Annotated in this window: 15 protein-coding genes; 11 read left to right on the top strand and 4 right to left on the bottom strand. The window is 58.6% G+C overall.

The features are described 5' to 3' along the window. Positions 1-4: 4 nt before the first annotated feature. The 3 genes from thiB to AC1DFB_RS19190 are packed head-to-tail and all read left to right on the top strand — an operon-like array spanning position 5 to position 3,187. Complete coding sequence (thiB, locus tag AC1DFB_RS19200; RefSeq protein ID WP_170646802.1) at positions 5-985, top strand: thiamine ABC transporter substrate binding subunit; 981 nt, start codon at positions 5-7, stop codon at positions 983-985. After that, a complete protein-coding gene (locus AC1DFB_RS19195; RefSeq protein WP_480922783.1) occupies positions 961-2,508 on the top strand; it encodes a thiamine/thiamine pyrophosphate ABC transporter permease ThiP in 1,548 nt (515 codons plus the stop codon). The genes thiB and AC1DFB_RS19195 overlap by 25 nt, the downstream gene beginning before the upstream one ends. After that, a complete protein-coding gene (locus AC1DFB_RS19190; protein WP_170393755.1) occupies positions 2,495-3,187 on the top strand; it encodes a thiamine ABC transporter ATP-binding protein in 693 nt (230 codons plus the stop codon). The genes AC1DFB_RS19195 and AC1DFB_RS19190 overlap by 14 nt, the downstream gene beginning before the upstream one ends. Here the strand turns inward: AC1DFB_RS19190 and AC1DFB_RS19185 are convergent. The 4 genes from AC1DFB_RS19185 to AC1DFB_RS19170 all read right to left on the bottom strand — a co-directional run bounded on the left by AC1DFB_RS19185 (position 3,175) and on the right by AC1DFB_RS19170 (position 6,237). After that, the gene (locus AC1DFB_RS19185) at positions 3,175-3,693 is read right to left on the bottom strand and encodes a putative molybdenum carrier protein (RefSeq protein WP_480922782.1); all 519 of its coding nucleotides are present in this window, start codon (positions 3,691-3,693) and stop codon (positions 3,175-3,177) included. The two genes, AC1DFB_RS19190 and AC1DFB_RS19185, sit on opposite strands and share 13 nt — an antisense overlap. Further along, positions 3,690-4,622, bottom strand: a complete 933-nt coding sequence (locus AC1DFB_RS19180) for a 4-hydroxyproline epimerase (protein ID WP_170801549.1) — start codon at positions 4,620-4,622, stop codon at positions 3,690-3,692. The genes AC1DFB_RS19185 and AC1DFB_RS19180 overlap by 4 nt, the downstream gene beginning before the upstream one ends. Further along, a complete protein-coding gene (locus tag AC1DFB_RS19175) occupies positions 4,613-5,572 on the bottom strand; it encodes a dihydrodipicolinate synthase family protein (RefSeq protein WP_480922781.1) in 960 nt (319 codons plus the stop codon). The genes AC1DFB_RS19180 and AC1DFB_RS19175 overlap by 10 nt, the downstream gene beginning before the upstream one ends. Before the next feature lie 62 nt (positions 5,573-5,634). Beyond that, a complete protein-coding gene (locus tag AC1DFB_RS19170) occupies positions 5,635-6,237 on the bottom strand; it encodes a helix-turn-helix domain-containing protein (protein ID WP_170393747.1) in 603 nt (200 codons plus the stop codon). Between the two features lie 147 nt (positions 6,238-6,384). On the opposite strand from AC1DFB_RS19170, the gene glyA reads away from it, so the two are divergent. The 8 genes from glyA (at position 6,385) to gcvP (ending at position 16,345) form a co-directional block, all read left to right on the top strand. Continuing rightward, complete coding sequence (gene glyA, locus AC1DFB_RS19165; RefSeq protein ID WP_480922780.1) at positions 6,385-7,638, top strand: serine hydroxymethyltransferase; 1,254 nt, start codon at positions 6,385-6,387, stop codon at positions 7,636-7,638. 11 nt (positions 7,639-7,649) lie between these two features. Then, positions 7,650-9,029 carry a dihydrolipoyl dehydrogenase gene (gene lpdA, locus AC1DFB_RS19160; RefSeq protein ID WP_170736205.1) on the top strand — a complete coding sequence of 460 codons (1,380 nt, stop codon included), beginning with the start codon at positions 7,650-7,652 and terminating at the stop codon, positions 9,027-9,029. A 14-nt stretch (positions 9,030-9,043) separates the two neighbouring features. Further along, entirely contained in the window at positions 9,044-9,988 is a 945-nt protein-coding gene (lipA, locus tag AC1DFB_RS19155; RefSeq protein WP_480922779.1) for a lipoyl synthase, read from the top strand. A gap of 25 nt (positions 9,989-10,013) precedes the next feature. Then, positions 10,014-11,387 (top strand): alanine/glycine:cation symporter family protein, encoded by a 1,374-nt coding sequence (locus AC1DFB_RS19150; RefSeq protein ID WP_170393738.1) that lies wholly within the window; start codon positions 10,014-10,016, stop codon positions 11,385-11,387. 74 nt (positions 11,388-11,461) lie between these two features. Continuing rightward, on the top strand, positions 11,462-11,884 hold the full coding sequence (locus AC1DFB_RS19145) for a universal stress protein (protein ID WP_170393736.1): 423 nt from the start codon (positions 11,462-11,464) through the stop codon (positions 11,882-11,884). A 16-nt stretch (positions 11,885-11,900) separates the two neighbouring features. Next, the gene (gene gcvT / locus AC1DFB_RS19140; RefSeq protein WP_480922778.1) at positions 11,901-12,995 is read left to right on the top strand and encodes a glycine cleavage system aminomethyltransferase GcvT; all 1,095 of its coding nucleotides are present in this window, start codon (positions 11,901-11,903) and stop codon (positions 12,993-12,995) included. A 17-nt stretch (positions 12,996-13,012) separates the two neighbouring features. Further along, entirely contained in the window at positions 13,013-13,378 is a 366-nt protein-coding gene (gcvH, locus tag AC1DFB_RS19135) for a glycine cleavage system protein GcvH (RefSeq protein ID WP_170393732.1), read from the top strand. Positions 13,379-13,489: 111 nt separating this feature from the next. Continuing rightward, a complete protein-coding gene (gene gcvP, locus AC1DFB_RS19130) occupies positions 13,490-16,345 on the top strand; it encodes an aminomethyl-transferring glycine dehydrogenase (RefSeq protein WP_170393730.1) in 2,856 nt (951 codons plus the stop codon). Positions 16,346-16,441: the final 96 nt, after the last annotated feature.

The raw sequence follows: 16,441 nt of genomic DNA, 5'->3' as shown, positions 1-16,441 counted from the left end.
TGATATGAAACATCTGGCAATTGCTGCGGGAATACTGACTGCGACTTCGGCTGTGGCAGCCGATAAGCCCACGTTGACCGTATATACTTACGACAGCTTCGTTTCGGACTGGGGCCCCGGCCCGAAGGTCGAAGAGGCGTTTGAAGCGCAATGCGAATGCGACCTGAACCTTGTCGGCGTCGAAGATGGCGCGGCACTGCTGTCACGCATTCGGCTGGAAGGCGAAAACAGCGACGCCGATATTGTATTGGGTTTGGATACCAACTTGATATCGGCGGCTAAAGAAACCGGCCTGTTTGCACCTCATTCAGTCACTGCCGAGTATGCTCTGCCCATCGAGTGGACCGACACAGTTTTTGCACCCTACGACTGGGGTTACTTTGCATTTGTTCACAATGCAGATTTTGCCGCTCCTACCAGCTTCCGCGAGTTGGCAGATAGTGACATCAAGATCATCATTCAGGATCCGCGTTCATCGACGCCGGGGCTGGGTCTTCTGCTGTGGGTCAAGGCCGCGTATGGCGATGAAGCCCAAGAAATCTGGGCTGACCTTGCTGACAATATCGTGACGGTGACCAAGGGCTGGTCCGAGTCATATGGCTTGTTCCTTGAAGGTGAGGCCGACATGGTTCTAAGCTATACGACCTCGCCAGCCTATCACCTGATTGCCGAGGAAGATGCCAGCAAAGCAGCGGCAGCCTTTGACGAAGGCCATTATATGCAGGTCGAGGTTGCAGCCAAGCTAGCCAATTCCGATCAGCCCGAGCTGGCAGATCAGTTTCTGAACTTCATGGTGTCTGACGCGTTTCAGATGATCATTCCAACAACCAACTGGATGTACCCGGCCGTAACCCCATCTTCCGGTCTGCCCGAAGGTTTTGAAACTCTAACGATCCCTCAGAAGTCCTTGCTGTTTGATCAGGACCAAGCCGCCATCGCGCGGGAACAGGCGCTTTCGGAATGGTTGGGCGCACTCAGCCAGTAAACCCACTCCCCGGTGTCAGTGCGGCGGCCATCGTTGCCGCACTGATATTTGGCACGTTGTTCATGGTGGCGGTGCGGGCAGATGCAGGCGGCGGGTTTGGTCCCGCCGACTGGGCTGCCTTACGCTTTACCCTGCTCCAGGCGACGCTCTCTGCAATGTTCAGCGCCGGTCTGGCTATTCCGGTCGCCCGCGCACTGGCGCGCCGCCGGTTCACCGGCAGGCGCGTCCTGATCACGCTGTTGGGTGCACCTTTCATCCTACCGGTCATCGTCGCCATTCTGGGATTGCTTCAGGTTTTTGGCCGGGCAGGATGGATCTCGGACGCGTTAGGCTATTTCGGCCTGCCGCCCATTCGAATCTATGGGCTGCATGGTGTCGTTCTGGCCCACGTATTTTTTAATCTACCTCTGGCAACACGCCTGATCTTGCAGGGTTGGCAGGAGATCCCTGCCGAGCGTTTCCGGCTAGCGGCCCAACTTGGGTGCGAAGGAATGGCAATGTTCCGTTTGATCGAATTGCCAATGCTTCGCCGCATTCTGCCCGGAGTGCTGGCCGTGATCTTCGCCATTTGCCTGACCAGTTTTGCGGTTGCCCTGACGCTGGGTGGAGGGCCGCGCGCCACCACGATTGAACTCGCGATCTATCAGGCCTTTACATATGATTTTGACTTAGGGCGCGCCGCCTTATTATCCGCTTTGCAACTTGTCCTGACTGCAGCGGCTGCGTTGGCAGCCTTGAAGTTCTCGCGCGGCGACGGGTTCGGTACCGGCCTGAATCGTGAGATCCGGCGCTGGGATGGCCGAGGACCACTGCTGGATGCGTTTTGGATTATCATCGCCGCCGCGTTCCTGCTGCTACCTCTGTCATCCGTCACGATTTCGGGTATCGCTGGGCTGTTTGAGATGCCGGTTTTGGTGTTCCGTGCCGCTATAATTTCAATCTGTGTTGCCGCCGCCAGTACCATGCTCCTATTACTGCTGGCACTGCCCATGGCGACAGCCGTCGCGACAGGCCGGTTCGGCATCGTCGAACTTGGCGGACTTCTTGGCCTCGCCGCCTCGCCCTTGGTCATTGGCACGGGTCTCTTTATTCTGATCCGCCCGCTGGCCAATCCTACAACTCTTGCGTTGCCGGTAACCGCGCTTGTGAACGCGGTCATGGCCTTGCCCTTCGCCCTTCGAATTTTGGTTCCCGCAGCGCGCGATGTGTTGGAACGGCACGGGCGGTTGGCACTGGCCCTGAACATGAACAACTGGTCCTTTTTCTTGCGTGTCATGCTTCCACGCCTGCGCCCCCAGATCGGTTTTGCCGCGGGCCTGACGGCGGCACTTTCCATGGGTGATCTGGGTGTGATCGCCCTGTTTGCAGATGCGCAGATCGCAACGCTGCCCCTGCAAATCTACCGCCTGATGGGCGCCTACCAGATGCAGGCCGCAGCAGGAGGCGCGCTGCTGCTGCTTATACTATCGATGGGTGTTTTCTGGGTTCTGGATCGAGGGGGTCGCTGGCATGCTGAAGCTTGACAATTGCATCATCGCAAATGGCGATTTCCAATTAAGCGCTGACTTTGAGGTCAAGGCCGGATCCAGCGTTGCGATCATCGGTCCGTCGGGGGCAGGAAAATCAACACTTCTTGAAACTATCGCCGGTTTTCGAGACCTGAGAAGTGGGCACATCCACTGGAAGGATCATGACCTATCGACATTACCACCAGGCAGTCGACCGATGGCAATGCTGTTTCAGGACGGAAACCTGTTTCCTCACCTGAGCGCCGAACAGAATGTCGCCCTGGGCCTAAGGCCCAATGGAGGTTTGACTGCAGACGACCAACACCACATTCAATCGGCCCTCGGCCGCGTTGGCCTGCAGGGAATGGCGGCCAGAAAGCCCGCCGAATTGTCAGGTGGTCAGCAAAGCCGCGTGGCGCTGGCGAGGATCCTTGTGCAAAAGCGTCAGGTGTTATTGCTCGACGAACCTTTCGCCGCCCTTGGCCCTGCCCTGAAAACAGAGATGCTCGATCTGGTCGCTGAATTAGTCGCCGAGACCAAAACCACCCTGCTTATGGTCAGCCACGACCCACGGGATGCGCTTCGGATAACCGACCAAACCGTATTGGTTGCAGATCAAATCGCACATCCACCTGCTGAGACCGAGACACTCTTCAACAATCCTCCGCCAGCACTGCGCGATTACTTGGGCTGAACAAACTGATCCAGACAGTTGTCCAGTACCTTGCGCACGCGCGGGCCAATCTCGGGGGCCTCCGAAGCGCGCGGGCCTGCAATGTTCAGAACAGTTACAGGGATGGCACTCAGCCAAGTCCGCATCTGTTGCGCGCAATCGGCCTTTCCTTTTCTTATATCCACCACCAGATGCGGTTTTTCAGCATCAACTGCAAACTCAACCGTTTTCCGCGTGCCGGGACTGTCTGATCCGTCGATAAAAACAAGCGTGGCGTCACTGGCAAAGACGTTGAGCCTTGTCCGTTCAGCGACATCTTCAGACTTCGTTTCAACAAGCCCGCTGAGATGCGCCGGAATCAGCCCACCCTCATTGGTTCGGCCCTTCGGCACCCAGCCGCCATAGGGGATGCCGTTTGCGCGGGCAAACTCCAATGCGGCAGTGTCTACGCCGGTTTGTCCACCTGATACGATTTTCTGAACACAACGCCCGAATGGGATTCCGTCTTGCTCGTCTCCCTGCGTCAACGCGCAATACCAAATTGAAACGGATCATTCTGCGCAAAGAAGAGCTTACCCTCTGCCATCACATGCGCCTGGCCAGTTAGCTGAGGGACAATGCCCCCGCCATGCCCCGGCTGATAGGACAGCCTGTACGAACTTCCGATGATGCTTTCCTGAACGATTTCTTCTCCAGCGGACAAGCGCCGACTAGCCGCGAGGCAGGCCAGCCGGGCCGAGCTGCCGGTGCCGCAAGGCGAACGGTCATAGTCATCGTCGGGGCACAGAACAAAGTTTCTGCTATGAATACCTGCATTCGGTGAGGTGCCCTGAAAGATCACATGATCAACCGGCTCGCCATTTTCGCCACCAACTTCTTGCGCAATGCAGGCTTCGCGAATTGCGATAGCCATATCGGTCAGCGGGCGAATGTTCTCAGGCGTAACCGGGATCGGGCTTGGTTCAACAATGAAGAACCAATTGCCGCCATAAGCGACATCGCCGGTGACGGGGCCATACCCTGCAGTCTCGACCGTCACGGACTGATGTACGCGGCGGCTTTCAATGTTGGTGACCTGCACGGTGTTGGCGTCCAGCAGATCAATCTTAACCTCACCTACCGGAGTTTCGATTCGGTGCGCGCCAACCTCGATCTGTCCAAGATGCGCCAATGTTACGCCCAACCCGATCGTCCCATGGCCGCACATGCCCAGTACCGCATCCGCGTCAAAGTAGATCACGCCCGCTTTGCATTCAGCACTGACCGGTTCGACAAGGAGCGCCCCGACCATGCCGGGCTGGCCGCGTGGCTCCAGTAGAACAGACTTGTAGAACCGCTCATGTTCCGTTGCCAGTCGCTTGGCGCGTTCAGCCAGTGATCCTGAACCCAAATCAGGCCCCCCGTCCAGAATGACCCGTGTGGGCATTCCACCGGTATGGCTGTCAATCACATGCATTCCGCAATGACCCCACCCTGACGAACCCAATCGGTAAACCACGACTTAAACAAGTTGTACTGTTGCTCGCAGTAATTTCGCTGGGCGTCAGATAACACGTCGGTTTCATTGAAATGCAGGCGGTATTCCTCTTCGCCGTTCAGCACCAGAAGATGCTTGTAGTAAAGAACAAGATCCGTGCCTTCGTCAAAACTTGCCAGAACGCCAAATGCCTCGTCCAACTCCCGCGCGCGCAACCGTGCTTGGGCATGTCCCTCTGCTGCCTTTTTCGAAAGCGCCGCAAGCAACAATGCCTCTTTGGGCAGCGCCGTTCCTATCCCGGTGATCGATCCGGTGGCGCCGCAATTCACAAACCCATGGTAGACTTCAGTATCGACGCCGACCATCAAAGTGACCTGATCGTCCTGCGATGTAATATGTTCGGCGGCATAGCGCAGGTCGCTCTTGCCCCCGAACTCCTTAAAGCCAACCAATTTCGGATGCTCGGCCCGCAGTGCAAAAAACAAATCCGCACGAGTGGCAAACCCATAGACAGGGCTGTTGTAGATGATCGCAGGCACGTCCGGTGCCGCAGAAAGAATAGCCTTGAAGTGGTTCTTTTGCGCGGCAACCGATGAGCCTCGTGACAGAACCCGAGGGATAACCATCAACCCTGCCGCGCCGACCTTCTGTGCATGTGCTGCGTGCGCCACAGCGGAATTCGAGTTGATGGCACCCGTCCCCACGACAACCGGCAAGCCAGCGTCGACCAGTCGTTCCACGCCCTCCATCCGTTGGGCATCCGTCAGAAGCGGCCAATCCCCCATCGAGCCACAATAGACGACAGCGGACATGCCGGCCGCGATCATCTCTTTGCCCTTTTCGACCAGCGCGTCAAAGTCAGGTGTCCTGTCGGCCTTACACGGCGTCATAAGGGCAGGCATAGTTCCAGTGAAAATAGTCCGGTCCATGAGATATCCGTTTGCTCAGGTTGGTATTGGTATTCTGCGCGAAAGCGCCGTGGCCTGACATGTCATTCCAGCGAAACCCACAGGACCCTGGCGTCTTCCTTACTCGTAGAAATACAGCCATGCCCCATACCGCTATCGTAGTACAGAGAATCTCCGGGTTTCATCGGTAAGGGGCGGTAATGCTCGGATACGAATATCAACTCGCCACTGATAACGTACATAAATTCTTCGCCTGTGTGCCTGATCCAGTTCTCATATTCTGATATGTCACGCGCTTTTATCGTCGCGATATAAGGAAGCATTCGCTTACTGGTCAGGTCCGAGCACAGCAATTCGTGCATGTAGGTCGGCGTATTTCTTATCTCGCCTTGCCCTTTCGGCGTAAAATCACGTCGCCCCGAAATTCCCGATTGTGCGGACTGCAAGAACAGCTGTGGCGTGTTCATGTCCAAGGCCTGTGTCAGCCGCCGCACGATCTCGAAACTTGGACGTGTCTGGTTGTTTTCTATCTTTGAAAGTGTTGATCGACCGATTCCCGCTTCGCGCCCGGCCTCCTCCAATGTCCAGCCTTTTGCGCGGCGTGCATCCCGGATCGACCGACCCAAAGCCGCCCCCTCGTCCTGTTCTTCCGGTCCGGCACCATCTTTCAGGTTGTCCTCAGACATGGGAATCTCCTTGTTTTATCAAAGCTTACTCATTTCCCCCGAGCCAAACAACTTTACTGTGATGAAATTTTTGTTGCCTTGCGTACACAAATTCCACTATAGGAAACAAAATTTCGTACACTGGAAACGAGATTACAGGAGGAGATCATGTTCACAAAACCGCTCACCGAGGCTGATCCCGTCATCGCAGCATCGATCGCACGCGAGGGCATACGCCAGGCTGAACAGATCGAACTGATCGCTTCCGAGAACATCGTCTCTCAGGCAGTGATCGATGCGCAGGGTTCCGTACTTACAAACAAATACGCCGAGGGCTATCCGGGTCGCCGCTATTATGGCGGGTGTGAATATGTGGATGAGGTTGAGGCCGAAGCCATTGACCGATTGAAGAAGCTGTTTGGCTGCGAATATGCAAACGTTCAGCCGCACTCGGGCGCGCAAGCCAACGGGGCGGTTAAGCTGGCACTACTCAGCCCGGGTGACACGATTCTTGGTATGTCGTTGGATGCTGGGGGTCACCTGACCCATGGCGCAAAACCTGCCCAGTCCGGCAAGTGGTTCCGTCCGGTTCAATATGGCCTGACCCAGGCCGGGCTGATTGACTATGATCAGGTTGAAGAATTAGCGAAAGCCGAAAAGCCCAAACTGATCATTGCAGGCGCATCGGCCTATTCGCAAAAGATCGATTTCGCACGCTTCCGCGCCATTGCCGACGAAGTTGGCGCATGGCTTCTGGCAGACATGGCCCACATCGCCGGCTTGGTTGCGACTGGCCTGCATCCCTCGCCCATCGGGCACGCACACATTGTTACGTCGACTACGCACAAGACGCTACGCGGTCCGCGCGGTGGGATTGTTCTTACAAACGATGAAGCGCTGGCAAAAAAGATCAACTCGGCTGTTTTCCCGGGTCTGCAGGGCGGCCCCCTGATGCATGTGATCGCAGGCAAGGCAGTCGCCTTTGGTGAAGCGCTGCAGCCTGAATTCAAAGAATATATGCAGCGCGTTGTCGACAGTGCCTCGGCACTGGCCAACGTGATGATGGCGCGCGGGTGCGACATCGTTTCGGGCGGCACTGAAAACCACCTTATGCTGGTTGATCTGCGCCCAGTCGGCGTAACCGGCAAAGACGCCGAAGCGGCGCTAGAGCGTGCAGGATTCACCTGCAACAAAAACAGCGTTCCGGGTGATCCCGAAAAGCCCACTGTCACCAGCGGCATCCGTCTTGGTACGGCCGCAGGCTGCAGCCGTGGGTTTGGACCAGAAGAGTTCAAACAGATTGGCCACATGATCGGTGATGTGTTGGACGCGCTGGCACAATCGTCTGACGGTGACAAGACCGTCGAAAAGGAAACCCGTGAAAAGGTCCGCGCGCTCTGCGCAAGCCACCCGATCTACTGAAAGAAGACCAAATGACTTACGATCTTATTGTCATCGGGGGCGGTCCGGGCGGCTATGTCGCCGCGATCCGCGCGGCACAGCTGGGCCTGAAAGTCGCTTGCGTTGAAGGCCGCAGTGCGCTTGGCGGGACCTGTTTGAATGTGGGGTGCATACCCTCCAAAGCGTTGCTGACCTCCTCGGCCAAATATGCCGAACTTGCACATCTCTCCTCCCACGGTATTGCGGTCGAGGGGGCCAGCATCGATGTGCCCGCAATGATGGGACGCAAGGACAAGATCGTAGGCGACCTGACCAAGGGCATTGCGTTTTTGTTCAAGAAAAACGGCGTTGATCTGATCGAAGGGTGGGCCAGTATTCCGGCCGCTGGTCAGGTCAAGGTAGGTGACGAAGTCCATGAGGCCAAGAACATCCTCATTGCCACTGGTTCCGAACCTACTCCGTTGCCAGGAATTGAGATTGACGAGCAAGATATCCTCAGTTCGACGAGCGCGATTGCGCTGGAGAGTGTGCCCGAGCATCTGGTGGTGATCGGTGCCGGTGTCATCGGACTGGAACTTGGGCAAGTTTGGGCGCGTCTCGGAGCTAAAGTTACGGTCGTCGAATATCTGGACCGCGTGCTGCCCGGCATGGATGGTGAAATTGCCAAACTGGCGCAACGCGCGCTGTCAAAACGTGGCCTGAAATTCCAGCTGGGCCGGGCACTGAAATCCGTCGACAAAACGGATACTGGTCTGACACTAACTGTGGACCGCGTCGGCAAGGACAAAGAAGAAGTGATCGAGGCCGACAAGGTGTTGATCGCCGTGGGTCGCCGCCCAGTCACACGTGGCCTTGGCTTGGAAGAGCTGGGCGTGGCCGTGAACCAACGCGGTTTCATTGAAGTTGATGGCGCATTTCAGACATCTGTCCCGGGCATCTACGCCATCGGTGATTGCGTTCCCGGACCTATGCTGGCGCACAAGGCCGAAGAAGATGGTGTCGCCTGTGTAGAAATGCTGGCAGGCGAAGCTGGCCACGTCGATTACAACACTGTTCCCGGCGTGGTGTACACCGACCCCGAAGTCGCCTCGGTTGGTTTGACCGAAGAAGCACTGAAAGAATCCGGTGCCGAGTATTCGGTCGGCAAATTCGCCTTCATGGCGAACTCGCGCGCGCGTTCGACCGGTGAAACAGACGGTGCAGTGAAGGTTCTGGCAGACCCGAACGGCCAGATCCTGGGTGCGCATATATGCGGAGCCCATGGCGGCGATCTAATCGCTGAACTGGTTCTGGCGATGACAAAGGGCGCAACGGTGTCCGAAGTCGCTGCAACCTGCCATGCGCACCCGGCCATGGGCGAGGCCGTCAAAGAAGCCTGCCTCGACGCCTTGGGCCGCGCGATCCACGCATAAGGGAGACCAGCCAGATGACCATCCAGCTTCGCCCTCGCCACCCGGAAAAAGCCAAAAAGGCCGACAGTGTCATCCCGCGCAAGCCCAAGTGGATTCGCAAGAAAAAGGGCGACAGCGCTGAATACTATGAAACACGACGCCTCATGCGCGAGCATGATCTGGCGACGGTCTGCGAAGAAGCCGCCTGCCCCAATATCGGCGAATGCTGGTCCAAGCGCCACGCCACCATGATGATCATGGGTGAGGTTTGCACGCGGGGTTGTTCGTTCTGCAATGTCTCAACGGGTCGCCCGGATGCTCTGGATGTGTTTGAACCCGGGCGAGTCGCCGCCGCCGTCAAGAAACTGGGCCTGCTTCATGTGGTGATCACCTCGGTCGATCGCGATGATCTAGCAGATGGTGGGGCCGAGCATATCGCTCAGACCATCCGTGCCGTGCGCCATCAGAACCCCGGTACGACTGTCGAGGTTCTGACACCCGATTTTCTTGGAAAAGGCACTGCGTCAGAGATCGTATTTGAAGCGGCGCCGGACGTTTTCAACCACAATCTGGAAACTGTGCCGCACCTTTATCCAACTGTGCGACCGGGTGCACGCTACTACACCTCGCTGCGTCTGCTGGATGATGCCAAACGCGCGAACCCGGAGCTTTTTACCAAATCTGGCCTGATGGTCGGGCTTGGCGAAAGTCTGGACGATGTCCGTCAGGTCATGGACGACCTGCGCGCGGCCAATGTCGATTTCTTAACCGTCGGCCAATATCTGCAACCGACCCCTAAACACCATCCGATTGACCGGTTCTGGACACCGGAAGAATTTGCCAAACTGGAACAGATCGCGCGTTCCAAGGGCTTTTTGCACGTGTCGGCAACGCCGCTGACCCGATCATCGTTCCACGCGGACGAAGACTTTGCCGCCCTCAAGCAGGCCCGCCAGCGGGCTTTGGCGAACAGGGCATAAACCTAACGCAAATGGGAGGGAATCCATGGAAGCGTTAAATTCAATCGTAGGGGCCATCAATGGCGTCGTGTGGGGGCCGCTGATGCTGGTTCTCATTCTCGGCGTTGGCTTCTTCCTGCAGGTCGGCCTGAAGTTCATGCCGATCCTGCGCATTGGCACAGGCTTCAGCCTGCTGTTCAAAGGCCGCGAAGGTCAGGGCGAGGGCCAGATCAGCCCGTTCAACGCACTGATGACCTCGCTATCTGCGACTATCGGTACGGGCAACATCGCTGGTGTGGCCACTGCTGTCTTCCTGGGCGGTCCGGGCGCCTTGTTCTGGATGTGGATGACCGCCCTGGTGGGCATGGCCACCAAATATGCAGAAGCTGTCTGCGCGGTGAAATACCGCGAAAAAGACGAGCTTGGTAACTATGTAGGCGGCCCGATGTACTACATCAAAAATGGCCTCGGCGCGAAATGGGCCTGGCTGGGTGTTGCATTTGCTCTGTTCGGCGCAATCGCGGCGTTCGGCATCGGCAACGGTGTACAGGCCAATGGTGTTGCACAGGTTCTGGAGTCGAACTTCGGCCTGAACACTTCGGTTACCGGCGTTGTCCTGATGGTTCTGACCGCGGCCGTGATCCTGGGCGGCATCACCCGCATCGGTGCGGTTGCAGGTAAACTGGTTCCGTTCATGGCGATTGCCTACATCGTCGCAGGCCTGCTGGTTCTACTGATCAACATCGGTAACATCGGCTCCGCTCTGTCGCTTGTTTTCACCTACGCCTTCACCCCGTCGGCCGCCGAAGGTGGTTTCGCGGGTGCTGCCGTTTGGGCCGCGATCCGCTTTGGTGTGGCACGTGGTGTCTTCTCGAACGAAGCCGGTCTGGGTTCCGCTCCGATCGCACACGCCGCAGCCGAGACCAAAGGTCCGGTCAACCAGGGCCTGATCGCGATGTTGGGTACGTTCATCGACACGATCATCGTCTGCACCATCACCGGTCTTGCTATCATCTCGTCGGGTGCCTGGACATCGGGTGAATCCGGTGCAGCACTAACCAGTCACGCGTTCGAACTGTCGCTGCCGGGTATCGGTGGGTATCTGATCGCCATCGCTCTGTCGATCTTTGCCTTTACCACCATTTTAGGCTGGTCCTTTTATGGCGAGAAATGTGTTGAGTTCCTGCTAGGCGTGAAATCCCTGATGCCATACCGCGTCCTGTGGATCGTCATGATCTATTTTGGCGCAACAGCGGATCTGGGCTTCATCTGGCTGCTGGCCGATACGCTGAACGCGATGATGGCCATTCCGAACCTGATCGCCCTGGCGCTGCTGAGCCCGATCGTCTTCAAACTGACGAAAGAGTTCTTTGCCTCAGGTGGCAAGTCCGAGGAGCCAGGCGGCACACCCGCCGAATAATCTCGGATGAAAATACGGGGGGCCATCCCGGCCCCCGGCTTCAAACAGAATTCCATTTCTCGAGGAGAGACGTGATGGCCACGAAAATCCTGCTGCCGATTGATCACACCGACGACCGTTCGTGGAAGAACGCCCTGCCGCTCGCACAAGAACAAGCAAAGTTCTACGGTGCCGAATTGCACGCGATTGCCGTCATTCCTGAGATCATCCAGTTGCCGAACCTGCCCGCCAACTATGGCGCAGGCGCAAAAGACCACGTGCGCAATGCGGTGCAGGCCATACTGGATCACAACGGTGCATCTGATGTGGCGATCCATATCGAAGAAGGCAGCGTCTATCGTGAGATACTGAAGCTCGCCTACAAAGAGGGCTTTGATCTGATCGTTATGGCTTCGACCAAAGGCGATTTTCCGAACTACGAGATTGGCCCGAACCTGGCCCGTGTCGTGCGCAACGCGCATTGCACCGTCACGGTTGTTCGCGACCAGTCCCGCTGATTGAAAGGTTAGTCTGATGACCGAATTAAAACGCACGCCTCTTTACGCTTTGCATGTTGAGTTGGGGGGTAAGTTGGTTGATTTTGCGGGATGGGAGATGCCTGTTCAGTATCCTTTGGGGATTATGGGGGAGCATAAGCAGTGCCGTGAGAAGGCGGCGGTGTTTGATGTGAGCCATATGGGTCAGGTGATTTTGCGGGGCGAGAATGTGGGTGAGAAGCTGGAAGCGCTTTGCCCGCAGGCTTATGCGACGCTGAAGGAAGGCAAGGCGCGGTACGGGTTCTTTACGAACGCAGAAGGCGGGATCATGGATGACCTGATCGTGTCGAACGCGGGGGATCATTACTTTGTGGTGGTGAACGCGGCGCTGCGGCATCAGGACATTCCGCATATGCGTGAGCACCTCGAAGGCGTTGAAGTGATCGAGATTTTCGACCGCGCGCTGGTGGCGGTTCAGGGCCCTGCGGCGGAAAACGTTGTGGGCGAACTGTGCCCCGCCGCGCGTGATCTAAAGTTCATGGAAACCACGGTGGCCGATATCAACGGTGTTGAGTGCCGTATCTCGCGGCTGGGCTATACCGGCGAGGATGGCTACGAGATCTCGATCCCCGAGGACAAGGCGATCGAGATCACCAAGGCGTTTCTGGCGCATGAGGATTGCGAAGCGGCCGGTCTGGGCGCGCGCGACAGCCTGCGGCTGGAGGCAGGTCTGTGCCTTTATGGCAATGACATCGACCAAAGCACCTCGCCGGTCGAGGCCTCGCTGGGCTGGGCGATGCAAAAGCGCCGCAAGGAAGAGGGCGGTTTCCCGGGCGCGGACCGCGTGCAGAAGGAACTGGCCGAAGGTCCCGCCAAAAAGCTGGTGGGCATCAAGCCCGAAGGCCGTGCGCCTGCGCGTCAGGGCGTGGAAGTGCAGTGCCTTGAGGGCAACAGCATCGGTCAGATCACCTCGGGCGTGTTTGGCCCCACGGTGGGTGGACCGGTGGCGATGGGCTATGTGAGCAAAGGCCATGGCGAGCCGGGCGAGAAGGTGAACCTGATCATCCGGGGCAAGCCGCAACCGGCTGAGATCGTGGCGCTGCCCTTCGTCAAACAGAATTACAAGCGTTGAAGTCAGGAGAGAGAGACATGGCAACCTATTATTCCGAAGAGCATGAATGGCTGAGCGTTGACGGCGACACCGCCACGCTGGGCATCACCAAACACGCCGCCGAGCAGTTGGGTGACGTGGTGTTCGTGGAACAGCAGGAAGCAGGCGACGAGTTCGAAAAAGGCGGCGAGATCGGCGTGATTGAATCCGTCAAGGCGGCGTCCGAGCTTTACGCACCGGTCGACGGCGAGATCACCGAGGTGAACGAGGCACTGGCCGACAATCCCGGCGCGCTGAACGAAGACCCCGAAGGCGAGGCCTGGATCTACAAGATCAAGATCGCGGACGCCTCGCAGCTCGAAGACCTGATGGACGAGGCCGGCTACAAGGCCTTCATCGGTTAACTCAGGCGGCGGGTCCGTGCGCGGCCCCGCCCCTTCATCTGTTTCCAAATACTTCCGCCGGAGGCTCCTGCCGTCTCCGCCGGGCCTGACCTATCCTTGAGGAGCGCACACATGGCCTTCAAACTGACCGATTACGAAGCCTATGACTTCGCCAACCGCCGCCATATCGGGCCCAGCCCGACCGAGATGCGCGACATGCTCAAGGTGATCGGCTTCAAGACGCTGGACGAGCTGATCGACGCCACCGTCCCGCCGGCGATCCGGCAGAAAGAGCCGCTGGACTGGGGTCCGGCGATGACCGAGCGCGATGCGCTCTTTCACATGAAAGAGGTGGCGAGCAAGAACAAGGTTCTGACCTCGCTGATCGGTCAGGGCTATTATGGCACCACCACGCCGGCGCCGATCCTGCGCAACATTCTGGAAAACCCGGCCTGGTACACGGCCTACACGCCTTATCAGCCCGAGATCAGCCAGGGCCGACTTGAGGCGCTCTTGAACTTCCAGACCATGGTCAGCGACCTGACCGGGCTGGACGTGGCCAACGCGTCCTTGCTGGACGAAGCGACTGCTGCGGCGGAAGCCATGGCGATGGCCAAGCGCGGCGGCCGGTCCAAGGCCAACAATGCAGCCTTCTTTGTCGACAAGAACTGCCACCCGCAGACCATCGCGGTGATTAAAACGCGCGCCGAGCCTCTGGGCATCGAGGTGCAGGTGGCTGATCCGGACACGCTGGATGCGGGCGCGGTCTTTGGCGCCATCTTCCAGTACCCCGGCACCCATGGCCATGTGCGCGACTTCACCGCCGAGATTGCGGCCCTGCATGAACACAAGGCGATTGCCATCGTCGCCGCCGATATCCTGTCGCTGGCGCTGCTGAAGTCGCCCGGTGAGATGGGCGCGGATATCGCCATCGGCTCGACCCAGCGCTTTGGTGTGCCGATGGGCTATGGTGGCCCGCACGCCGCGTATATGGCGACCACCGACAAGCTGAAGCGCTCGATGCCGGGCCGGATCATCGGTGTCAGCATCGACAGCCGGGGCAACAAGGCTTACCGCCTGGCGCTGCAGACCCGCGAACAGCACATCCGGCGTGAGAAAGCCAACTCGAATGTCTGCACCGCGCAGGCGCTGCTGGCGGTGATTGCCTCGATGTATGCCGTGTATCACGGCCCCGACGGCATCAAGGCCATCGCGCAATCGGTGCACCGCAAGACCTCGCGTTTGGCCGCCGGTCTGGAAGAGGCAGGCTTTGCTGTGGAGCCGGAAGTGTTCTTCGACACGATCACGGTTGAGGTTGGCCATCTGCAGAAAACGGTCATGGAGGCCGCTGTGGCCCGGGGCGTCAACCTGCGTAAGGTCGGCGACACGAAAGTGGGCATCAGCCTGGACGAACAGACCCGGCCCGAGACCATCGAGGCGGTCTGGGGGGCCTTCGGCATCGACCGCAAGGATGACAGCTCGAACGTGGCCTATCGCCTGCCGGATTACGCGCTGCGCGAAAGCGAGTACCTGACCCACCCGATCTTCCACAAGAACCGGGCCGAGGCCGAGATCACGCGCTACATGCGCCGTCTGGCCGACCGCGACCTGGCGCTGGACCGGGCGATGATCCCGCTGGGCTCGTGCACCATGAAGCTGAACGCCACGATCGAGATGATCCCGGTCACCTGGCCCGAGTTCGGCAACCTGCACCCGTTCTGCCCCGAAGATCAGGCGCAGGGCTATCATGAGATGATCGATGATCTGAACGACAAGTTGTGCCAGATCACCGGCTATGACGCGATCAGCCAGCAGCCCAACTCGGGCGCGCAGGGTGAGTACGCAGGCCTCTTGACCATCCGCAACTATCACTTCGCCCGGGGCGAAGGGCAGCGCAATGTCTGCCTGATCCCGACCTCGGCGCATGGGACCAACCCGGCCTCGGCCCAGATGGTGGGCTGGCAGGTTGTGCCTGTGCAGGCGGATGAGAAGGGCAACATTGATCTGAATGATTTCCGCGCCAAGGCCGAAAAGCACTCGGACCATCTGGCCGCCTGCATGATCACCTACCCCTCGACCCATGGCGTGTTTGAGACCACCGTGCAGGAGGTCTGCCAGATCACCCATGATCATGGCGGTCAGGTTTATATCGACGGCGCCAACATGAACGCCATGGTGGGTCTGTCGCGTCCCGGAGACATCGGCGGTGACGTCAGCCACCTGAACCTGCACAAGACCTTCTGCATCCCCCATGGCGGCGGCGGCCCCGGCATGGGTCCGATCGGCGTCAAAGCGCATCTGACCGAGCATCTGCCCGGCCACCCGGAATACGGCACTGCCGTGGGTCCGGTCTCGGCGGCGCCCTTTGGGTCGCCCTCGATCTTGCCGGTTAGCTGGGCCTATGTGCTGCTGATGGGCGGCGCGGGTCTGACGCAGGCCACGAAAGTGGCGATCCTGAACGCCAACTACATCGCGGCGCGGCTCAAGGATGCCTACCCGATCCTCTACACCTCGGAAACGGGTCGCGTGGCGCATGAATGCATCCTCGACACCCGCCCGCTGGACGAGGCGGCCCATGTCAGCGTCGATGACATTGCCAAACGTCTGGTGGACAGCGGCTTCCACGCGCCCACCATGTCCTGGCCGGTGGCCGGCACCCTGATGGTCGAGCCCACGGAATCGGAACCCATGGATGAGCTGGACCGCTTCTGCGACGCCATGCTGTCCATCCGCTCCGAGGCACAGGACATCATCGACGGCAAGATCGACGCGGAAAACAACCCGCTGAAAAACGCCCCCCACACGGTGCGCGATCTGGTCGGCGACTGGGACCGTCCCTACACCCGTGAACAGGCCTGCTTCCCCCCAGGCTCCATGGGCGTCGACAAATACTGGTCCCCCGTCAACCGCGTCGACAACGCATACGGCGACAGAAACCTCATCTGCACATGCCCGCCAATGACCGAATACATGGACGCAGCAGAATAAACCTCAATCAATAAACCCCCGCCAACTGGCGGGGGTTTCAATCCGAGTTCGGGAACGACTGCTCGCGGCCGAAGCGCTAAAGAAGGTGGAGGAGAA

The organism is Ruegeria sp. S84, assembly GCF_056583445.1.
Note: the sequence above shows the minus strand (reverse complement) of the source record. Positions and strands in the feature narration are given on the sequence as shown.

Bases quoted from the DNA above. Each gene is read 5' to 3' on its own strand.
- AC1DFB_RS19190 (WP_170393755.1), top strand. From the start codon at position 2,495: ATGCTGAAGCTTGACAATTGCATCATCGCAAATGGCGATTTCCAATTA.
- AC1DFB_RS19175 (WP_480922781.1), bottom strand. From the start codon at position 5,572: ATGGACCGGACTATTTTCACTGGAACTATGCCTGCCCTTATGACGCCG.
- AC1DFB_RS19180 (WP_170801549.1), bottom strand. From the start codon at position 4,622: ATGCATGTGATTGACAGCCATACCGGTGGAATGCCCACACGGGTCATT.
- lpdA (WP_170736205.1), top strand. From the start codon at position 7,650: ATGACTTACGATCTTATTGTCATCGGGGGCGGTCCGGGCGGCTATGTC.
- lipA (WP_480922779.1), top strand. From the start codon at position 9,044: ATGACCATCCAGCTTCGCCCTCGCCACCCGGAAAAAGCCAAAAAGGCC.
- gcvT (WP_480922778.1), top strand. From the start codon at position 11,901: ATGACCGAATTAAAACGCACGCCTCTTTACGCTTTGCATGTTGAGTTG.
- thiB (WP_170646802.1), top strand. From the start codon at position 5: ATGAAACATCTGGCAATTGCTGCGGGAATACTGACTGCGACTTCGGCT.
- gcvP (WP_170393730.1), top strand. From the start codon at position 13,490: ATGGCCTTCAAACTGACCGATTACGAAGCCTATGACTTCGCCAACCGC.
- AC1DFB_RS19145 (WP_170393736.1), top strand. From the start codon at position 11,462: ATGGCCACGAAAATCCTGCTGCCGATTGATCACACCGACGACCGTTCG.
- glyA (WP_480922780.1), top strand. From the start codon at position 6,385: ATGTTCACAAAACCGCTCACCGAGGCTGATCCCGTCATCGCAGCATCG.
- AC1DFB_RS19150 (WP_170393738.1), top strand. From the start codon at position 10,014: ATGGAAGCGTTAAATTCAATCGTAGGGGCCATCAATGGCGTCGTGTGG.
- AC1DFB_RS19195 (WP_480922783.1), top strand. From the start codon at position 961: ATGGTTGGGCGCACTCAGCCAGTAAACCCACTCCCCGGTGTCAGTGCG.
- AC1DFB_RS19170 (WP_170393747.1), bottom strand. From the start codon at position 6,237: ATGTCTGAGGACAACCTGAAAGATGGTGCCGGACCGGAAGAACAGGAC.
- gcvH (WP_170393732.1), top strand. From the start codon at position 13,013: ATGGCAACCTATTATTCCGAAGAGCATGAATGGCTGAGCGTTGACGGC.